This window comes from Mesorhizobium sp. M4A.F.Ca.ET.050.02.1.1 (genome assembly GCF_003997725.1).
In the GTDB taxonomy this organism is placed as follows: Bacteria; Pseudomonadota; Alphaproteobacteria; order Rhizobiales; family Rhizobiaceae; genus Mesorhizobium.
Genome location: NZ_RZSG01001471.1, coordinates 1 through 508 on the forward strand (window position 1 = coordinate 1; position 508 = coordinate 508).

Here is a 508-nt window from a genome sequence, read left to right on the forward strand (position 1 = left end):
GGTGTAGCTGACCACGCCGGTGCCGGCGTCATAGCCGGTCACCGTCAGCGTGTTGCCGAGCGCGGTCGTGAACGAACCGCCGGTGAATGTGCCATTGGTGATGAAGGTGTGGCCGTCGATCGCCAGCGAGGCGATGCCGTCAGGCGAGTTGATGGTGAAGGTGCCGCCCTGGGTCGTGCTTTCCTTCGAAGTGTCGGAACCGGCCGACTCGTCGGGCCCGCGGCTGGCCAGGAGGTCGTTTTCATTCACGATGACGTCGCCGCCATTGGCCTCCGGCGTCAGGTCGCTGATTTCCGGCGTCGAGTTGCCGATCGAGATCGTCAGCGTGGTGTGCGAGGTGTCGCCGTCGCCGTCCTTGATCGTGTAGGTGAAGACGTCGTTGACGCCGCCGGGCGTGCCGGCGTCGCGCACATAGGTGTAGGAGCCGTCCGCGTGAAGCGTCAGCTTGCCATATTCGCCCTGGATGGGCGTATTGAGCGTGGCGGCATTGTCGACATCGGTATTGGTG

1 protein-coding gene is annotated in these 508 nt (G+C 64.4%); it reads right to left on the reverse strand.

Annotated features, from left to right (window positions below; genetic code table 11):
• Positions 1-508, reverse strand: a 508-nt coding sequence (locus EOA33_RS38195; RefSeq protein WP_210212669.1) for an Ig-like domain-containing protein, incomplete at both ends; no start/stop codon positions are given.